Origin of the sequence: Bacillus sp. VT 712 (assembly GCF_001614195.1) — a bacterium.
In the GTDB taxonomy this organism is placed as follows: Bacteria; Bacillota; Bacilli; order Bacillales; family Bacillaceae_H; genus Priestia; species Priestia flexa.
Window position 1 is genome coordinate 1 of the sequence record NZ_LWBK01000064.1, and the last position, 7,473, is coordinate 7,473.

At 32.0% G+C, this 7,473-nt stretch carries 8 protein-coding genes and 1 pseudogene; 6 read left to right on the forward strand and 3 right to left on the reverse strand.

Annotated features, from left to right (window positions below; translation table 11 throughout):
• The first annotated feature begins 319 nt into the window (after nucleotides 1–319).
• Genes A2U94_RS19180 through A2U94_RS19190 form a run of 3 tightly spaced genes read left to right on the forward strand, consistent with a single transcriptional unit; the run spans nucleotide 320 to nucleotide 2,533 of the window.
• On the forward strand, nucleotides 320–1,378 hold the full coding sequence (locus A2U94_RS19180) for a ParA family protein (RefSeq protein WP_062954764.1): 1,059 nt from the start codon (nucleotides 320–322) through the stop codon (nucleotides 1,376–1,378).
• Nucleotides 1,368–1,790 (forward strand): hypothetical protein, encoded by a 423-nt coding sequence (locus A2U94_RS19185; protein ID WP_025908430.1) that lies wholly within the window; start codon nucleotides 1,368–1,370, stop codon nucleotides 1,788–1,790. Before A2U94_RS19180 ends, A2U94_RS19185 begins: the two co-directional genes overlap by 11 nt.
• Nucleotides 1,787–2,533: a hypothetical protein gene (locus tag A2U94_RS19190; protein WP_025908429.1), complete on the forward strand. Its 747-nt coding sequence runs from the start codon at nucleotides 1,787–1,789 to the stop codon at nucleotides 2,531–2,533. The genes A2U94_RS19185 and A2U94_RS19190 overlap by 4 nt, the downstream gene beginning before the upstream one ends.
• A 106-nt stretch (nucleotides 2,534–2,639) precedes the next feature.
• Here the strand turns inward: A2U94_RS19190 and A2U94_RS21670 are convergent, their stop codons facing one another.
• The 3 genes from A2U94_RS21670 to A2U94_RS19200 all read right to left on the reverse strand — a co-directional run bounded on the left by A2U94_RS21670 (nucleotide 2,640) and on the right by A2U94_RS19200 (nucleotide 4,220).
• Nucleotides 2,640–2,795 carry a hypothetical protein gene (locus tag A2U94_RS21670; RefSeq protein ID WP_172738189.1) on the reverse strand — a complete coding sequence of 52 codons (156 nt, stop codon included), beginning with the start codon at nucleotides 2,793–2,795 and terminating at the stop codon, nucleotides 2,640–2,642.
• A 40-nt stretch (nucleotides 2,796–2,835) separates the two neighbouring features.
• Nucleotides 2,836–3,057: a hypothetical protein gene (locus A2U94_RS19195; protein WP_025908428.1), complete on the reverse strand. Its 222-nt coding sequence runs from the start codon at nucleotides 3,055–3,057 to the stop codon at nucleotides 2,836–2,838.
• 110 nt (nucleotides 3,058–3,167) lie between these two features.
• The gene (locus tag A2U94_RS19200) at nucleotides 3,168–4,220 is read right to left on the reverse strand and encodes a HEPN domain-containing protein (protein WP_025908427.1); all 1,053 of its coding nucleotides are present in this window, start codon (nucleotides 4,218–4,220) and stop codon (nucleotides 3,168–3,170) included.
• Between the two features lie 257 nt (nucleotides 4,221–4,477).
• On the opposite strand from A2U94_RS19200, the pseudogene A2U94_RS19205 reads away from it, so the two are divergent.
• The 3 genes and pseudogenes from A2U94_RS19205 (at nucleotide 4,478) to A2U94_RS21675 (ending at nucleotide 6,329) form a co-directional block, all read left to right on the forward strand.
• A pseudogene (locus A2U94_RS19205) lies at nucleotides 4,478–5,743 on the forward strand (Y-family DNA polymerase).
• A 13-nt stretch (nucleotides 5,744–5,756) separates the two neighbouring features.
• Entirely contained in the window at nucleotides 5,757–6,089 is a 333-nt protein-coding gene (locus tag A2U94_RS19210) for a YolD-like family protein (protein ID WP_025908426.1), read from the forward strand.
• Nucleotides 6,090–6,152: 63 nt separating this feature from the next.
• Nucleotides 6,153–6,329: a DUF8096 family protein gene (locus tag A2U94_RS21675; RefSeq protein ID WP_197473419.1), complete on the forward strand. Its 177-nt coding sequence runs from the start codon at nucleotides 6,153–6,155 to the stop codon at nucleotides 6,327–6,329.
• Nucleotides 6,330–7,473: the final 1,144 nt, after the last annotated feature.

Below are 7,473 nucleotides of genomic sequence, written 5' to 3' on the forward strand. Positions count from 1 at the left end.
GTTCGAGAACGTACTTACAAATTAGTCGTTTACTGAAGGCAGCTCCATGGAAATCCGCTCACTTATGGCTACGAAAAATCGCAGGAAAAGCGGTCCCATAAAGGGTTTCCCGCCTCTGTCACACTCGTCAACAGTTATAGTAAAAAAATGGATGTTTACTACCTCTGTTCAAGAGTATTCGTTTTTCTTTATAAAAGGAAAAATAAGAAAACAGAAAATTCGGTTAAAATTTATGCGACGCTAGTGATAATATATAGTATTTTTTGCTGAGTTTTAATACTTTAAGGTTAGCAAGAATTAAAAAAAGAGGAGCAAAAGAATGGATACTGAAAAAGCTAAAGTTATTTCTTTTATTAATTTAAAAGGAGGTGTAGGTAAAACATCTGCAGCTATCAATATTGCAGATGCCATTTCAAGAACAGGAAAAGAAGTTCTAGTAATTGATATGGACCCTCAATTTAACGCCACACAAGCATTACTTAATCACCAGTATAGATATCATAGACAAGAAATAAAACCTCTAATACTTTCTGAGGCACAAGAAGAATTGAAAGAGAAATATGATGAAATTGTAAATGCTAGTTTAGTAGAAGAAGAGGAAGAAGATAGAGAACAAGATGGGGATTTAAGCCTAGATGAAAATTATAAAAAGGAAATATCATCACAGTTAATATATAATAGGTTAAAGGCCAGAAGCATGACTGTAAGGACGTTATTTACAAATGCAGAGGTAGCAACCCCTTTAGAAAATCCTTCTTTAGTTTATAAAATAAAAGATAATTTGCACTTAATTCCCGGAGATTTAGATCTATTTGAGTCGTTGTCTGGTGATACAAGTGGTAAACATAATGTTCTAGAAGATCATATACAAGAATTTAAATTAAGGGATGATTATGATTATATATTTATAGACTGTCCACCTAACTGGACTATTTTAACCCAAGCTAGTTTATTCGCATCTGATTATTATATAATTCCAAGTAAAATTGATTTATTTTCAAGCGTGGGTATTGGACTATTAGAAACTTTAGTTACTTCTACTTTCTATGATAAAAAGTCTCCAATATATAAATTATATACTGTATATAAAAGAGACATTAGACGTAAACCCATAGTATGTTTGGGTGTTTTATTTACTTTAACACATGAGATGACTATTGCGGAAAAGTTAAAAGAAAGATTACAAAAAGAAATATCACAGACATTCTTTGAATCGGAAATACCTTATCATTCATCAGTTCCATTAAAATTCGCTTTATATGATGAAAGTGGTGCTAAACATGAAACCCTAAAAAACTCTATTACAAGAGTGGTAGCTGAAATAGAAGAAAGGGTATCGCTTTATGAGCAAGTAACGGAGGCAGCTTATGAAAACTGAGAATAAAAAAGATTTTATAAAAGAGTTTGGTGCAATTAATAAAAATAAATTTACACTTGAACAAACAAAGAGTTTATATCTTGGGCTTCTTTATGAACTTATTTCAAATAAAAAAGTATTTAAAAGAAATATAGAATTAGAAGATTTTATATCTAATGTATTCAAAAAAAAATACAATCCATATCTATTTAAAGCTCGGCCTTACTTGGCTTCTAGATTGTTAAAGGATGTTGCTGAAGGTTATGATTTTCTCAAAATGTCGGCTTCAATAAAATTGATAATATTTTACCTACAAGATAAAGGTCTTGAAGCTAATCCCGGTGAAAATGGTGTAAAAAAATCATCAAGCAGTTTGGAAGATGACACTATCAATTGGTTTAAATCTGTAAAAAAAGGAAGTAATAAAGATTGATTAAATTAATTGATATATTTCAAAAAGAGTTTGATAGAGTCAAGGATTTTAAAGATACTAAACAAGAGTTTGTACTTAGTAACCATGATAATATTGAAAAAATATTTGGTTATGTCTTTATAATTAACTATTTTAAAAAAAGAGCAGAAACTAAAAGATATTTTGGTAATGCTTTTAACATGACTTTTTCATTACTTCTTGAATCATTTTATGCTCTAGTAACTGGTCAGTGTAGAAGTGCTTTATTGTTGCTTAGATCTGCTCAGGAAGCAAATTATAGGTTTGTTTTGGAACGCGAAAGGATTTTCATGTCAGAAAATGATTCTTCACTATCCTTTGAACCCTTAGATTTTAGATTTATAGATACGAAAAGGAAATTCATTAAAGACTTACAGCATTGTTTAGACAAAAATACTTTTAAAGAGTATTATGATTCAATTGAACGAAATTATACATTATATAAACAACTTAGTGGAGTAGTTCACTCTCAAGCTGCGAATATACCTATTATGAGTGTTGATTATTTCTCTGATCTGTATAAGGATACCATTATAGATAGAGAGAGATTTTTTAAGTTGTTTTCTTCTACTTTAAATGAAATTTTTCTCTTGGATTTCTTTTTAATGAGAGAAAGCCTAAGTAGGTGGGATTCTTTTCTGCTGTATGAGGTGTTGAGAACTTTATATGGGAATAAAAGAACTAACACATTAATTAAGATCGTGAAGAATAAAGCCGATATTTAGAATATAAACTAATCTAACTGTAAATTCTGTAATAATTTCACAAGTTTAAAAGGCAGCCAAATATATAATATTTGGCTGCCTTTTTAGCAAAATTGCACAACTAGAGTTACATTTTATCATCTTCGATTACTAATTGCATTTGAAATATATCTGATTCTGTAATTCCTGCCTTTTTTAATTCATCTTGAAGGGTCATTCCCTCTTCGATCTTTATTTTCCTTTTAGTACCGTCTCTTAATGTAAAGATCCTCATTTGATACATTGTGTTACTTCTCCTTAAATAATAAATAGGATTTTTAAATTTAATTTCTCAAATAACCAATAATACCACCAAAGATTCCTATGGCAAGCGAAACGGGAACAGCAGCTATTACCCCATAAGCAACCGCAAACCCTAATCCGTCTGCAAGTGATGGATCAGTTATGTGATTTCCTTGTATAGTAACCCAAATTAGTAAAGCGCCAACCATTACAACAAAAGAAATAATAGTAGTCAGTAAAAATGCGCTGAAGGCTTTAATCATAGATTCCCCTTCATTCTAATTCATGTAGAGTATTTGTTCTTCTTATTATTGTGGCTTTGAAATAAAGTCGCACCGTTCGTAAAAAAGATGAACTGAAATTTCCTATCTCTTTAAAGAATATCTGTATCACCATTCTCAAGTTTCTCTCTTACATCTGAATAAAATTTAGTGTAATCCGTTTCCCTTATTGCTCGAATAGCAAGTTGTGTATTCGTGTTTAGAGGCTTCTCTTCATCTAGAAAACTAATCATTTGCCTATTATTTTTTACTTCATTGTACATTGATACAAACCAATAATTTAAGAGAACAACTCTCACGAATTCCTTAAGTTCCTCATATAAGGCATATGTTATTCTATCTGTTCTTACTCCATGAATGTACTTCGAACGTTCATCATACAATTTTTTTATTTTTGAATAGATTTCATCTTTTTTATCTTTATCAAAAATTAACTTACTTGTATAAGTTGAAACTTTTTCAGCAATTTCCTCTTTATCGTAATTAAATAACGATTCAAGTGATGCGAATAGACATAAAAGTTTTACTGGGGTTTTATTAACAGAAAAGGATTCATTGAAATAATCTAGGGCACGAATATATTCTTTATTTCCACTCATTATTTTTGTCATTAAATCCCAATCGATATGTAGATTTAGTCTACTAGTTTGTAGTTTCCAGTTTTTTTCTGAAAACCTAGAAGCATGGTCTAATGGTGAGAAATCGCGCACTAAGAAGGGTCTTGCTACAAATTCCATTTCTTCATCGTAAACTTTAAAATTTATTAATGGAATATGAATATCGAGGTTTGTTACCAATCTAAGTACTTTTTCAAGGTAAAGGACTTTATTACATAATTCATCAAAGTTCTTTTCAACATATTTTTTTATTTTACCTTTTGAAGCTCCATTATTATTTGAAATCTCAATTTCAATTGGTTCATCATTTTCGAAGCAACAATAATAATGTTTTTCATCACCTTCAAATTGTATGAGCCAATCAAAGAGCTTGGGATTCGCTAAATATGGATTAGCATTAAATACCTCTGCGTATTTCTTTAAGTCTATTGGTTTTAGTTTAAATGCAAACTCATCTACACTATAATCTTTTTCCATGTGCTGCAATCCGTATACTATTGCTTCATACTTCAATTTTAACTTTTTCATATTTTCCCTTTTTGATTTTTATTTTACAGCAATGGATATTAAAAGTGACCATTTCGTCTAACTTTTCTTAACGTAAGCATCGATCTTTTTTATAAAAAATAAATGCAGATTTCTAACAAAAGACTCCATTCTGATTAAACTTTTTTCAAATCAACAAGTGTAACAATAATCGGGAAAACTTTAGAGTTTTTATTGAATAAAGAACGTTCGTTCGTATATAATGGAGAACAAACGTTCTTTATTAAGGAGTACTTCTAATGGATTATGGGCAGCTACCAAACAGAGTCATTATTTGCATAGACATGAAATCGTTTTTTGCTTCAGTTTCCTCAGTCATACGAGGGTTAGATCCGTTAAAAACTAAGCTTGCGGTTGTAGGAGATATCAAACGGTCGGGATCTGTTGTGTTAGCTGCCACGCCTTTATTAAAAAAAGAAGGAATCAAAACAGGAAGTCGTCTCTTCGAAATTCCTAAAAGGAAAGATATCCATGTGGTGAATCCATCGATGGAGAGATATATCAGGGCTTCGAACTATATTTCTAGTTTGGTGTTACAGTATGTTGCTCCTGAAGACTTTCATGCATATAGCATTGATGAGTTGTTTATTGATGCGACAGCTTCTTTGCATTTATTTGCTCGAACACCAGAGGATTTAGCTCATCGAATAATTAATGAGATCTATCGCAAAACAAGACTGACAGCTACCGCAGGAATCGGTCCTAATCTTTTACTGGCTAAAGTCAGCTTAGATCATGAAGCAAAGCACAGCCCAACAGGGGTTGCGTATTAGCAATATGAGGATATTCCCTTTAAGTTATGGTCGATTCATCCAATGAAGGATTTCTGGGGGATTTCGTCAGCTACAGAAAGACGCTTAAACCGGTTAGGCATCTATACCATAAAAGAACTCGCTCTTTCTTCTAAAGAGATGTTACAAAAAGAATTTGGCATCATGGGACAGGAACTTCACCAACATGCGAATGGGATTGATTTTAGCCGTATTTCCGATGTGTACATCCCTAGTTCCCGTTCCTTTGGGAAGAGTCAGATTCTCTTTCGAGATTACACAAGCAGAAAAGAAGTGGAATTATTACTATTGGAGCTGTTGGATGATGTTTGCTTTCGTTTACGCATGCATCAAGTGGTGGCTCAAACGATCCATTTATCGATTGGCTACAGTAAACAAACAGGTGGAGGCTTCTCAAGACAAAAGAAAATGGGAAGAGCTTCAAATTTAAGCCAAGATATTTTTCCTTATTGCTTAACCATCTTACATACACATGATAATGGAATGCCGATTCGCTCCATCGGGATCTCCTTATCAAACACAAGCATTGAAGAAGAGGAGCAAATGAGCTTATTTGAGGATGTCGATCAGCGTGAAAGAGCCTACGCTCTTGCCAAAACGATTGATGAGATTCGGATGCGTTATGGCAAGAATAGTGTGCTGCGGGCTTCAAGCCACCTCGAGCATTCAACAGCTCGTTACCGAAACGGCTTACTTGGAGGCCACAAAGCGTAAGGAGGACAGAAATATGGAACATAGGGGAATGAAAAAATGGCGCCCTTTTGCTACAATGCCAGAGCAATACATAGGGTTAAAGGAAATGATAAATAAGCAAGTAGAAGTAGCTCAGCCTCTTTTAACAGAAGAGCAAATGGAACAAATCAATTTCACCTTGATTGAAGCACTACATACAAATAAACAAGTATACCTTACATATTATAAGAATGGGCAACATATGATCGATACAGGATTCATCCAATTTGTTGACTCCTTGGGGGATCAATTTATTTTTATTGATGAAGTATTTGAGTTAAAGAATAAAATGAGGTTAAGTGAACTAATTGATGTTCGTTTTACATAAAATAATTTCACCTTCACTATTTGTGGTAATCTAATAAGAGTAAATTAGAAAAGAGTGATCAACATGGAAGAGAAAGAGCAGCAAGAAATAGATCTTACTAAAGTTTATGATTACGCTGAATATCCAGATAAAGTTAGTGGCAGATGCGACAATTGTAATTCATCTTACTTCAAAAGTTCCGTAAAAGGTGGCGTTTTCTTACGTGAACGTCGCCAATGCGGTATGAAGAAGAGTATATAAAATAAAAGGTAGCTAATAATTAGCTACCTCTTTTTGAATACATAAAATAAAAATTATTTTTGTCAGAGAGCGTTTCTTAGACACTTATTCAGTTTATTTGATTTTACGTAGATAATTAGTATTGATTGTTAGGAAAATATTACTCTTATATGATTATAATGGTATACTTTTACAGACTTTTGTTTCGATTTTCGTATTTCCTATTATGTTAACTAAAATTAAAGAAGAGGTGAGCTTGTGACGAAAATTTTTGATCGGGAATTTGACAGAGTTATTTTAGAAGTATATCCCAAAAAACTAATAAATGGGATGATTTACAGAATTTTGATCTTAAAGACATAGAAATAACGAAAAGGCAGGGAAAGATAACTAGTGTAACACTTGAATTTTCTAGTAAAGATGCAATTGCTGAATTTGAATATCAAAAAAATGAAATCAGATTTTTAATCTTTGAAGAACCAGACTTTGACTTAGATGAAAACCAAATTATTAACTCTTGTTTAATTCACTTAGAAAGTTGGACTTATTCGGGAAAGAAAATATGAGCTAGATTATAAAAGATTAAAGAGATGGTACTTAGCTAGCCTTTATTCTTATGATTCAACCGCAAAAATAATTGAGGAAAATATGGCTGGTAATGGAAAACGACTTCAACAGATTTATTACAAAGAATCGCATCTGATTGAACATAGTCTTATCACACTTGAAAAAAATATAGAAAAAACTATGTGAGTTTTTTGGAGGAAATGACTTTAACCCGAATTATTTCTATATTAGAGAATTTTTTATTAGATGCTGTTGAAACTGCCTTTTACCATGATAAAACATTTTTTTCGAATCGAAGCAAACTATTGAATTTCAGGCCTCTGAGTTTCTATCTAAAAATATGTGGGAATTCACTAGCGTCGCATTAAAATAATTCAAAGCCCTTTATAAATCTGAATTTTCTGCAATATTATTCATGCACAAAAAAATCCTTTATAATGGTTGGGTGGTAATAAACCATCCAAATCCAAAATAAAGGACAATAAGCATGGATAAGTTTACACGAAAAACATCATTTGAACAATGGTTTTCACCGATTTTCTCCACAAAACTCGAGGAATTGGTTGAAAGCTATCAATTAAATTCCTATACAAAGAAG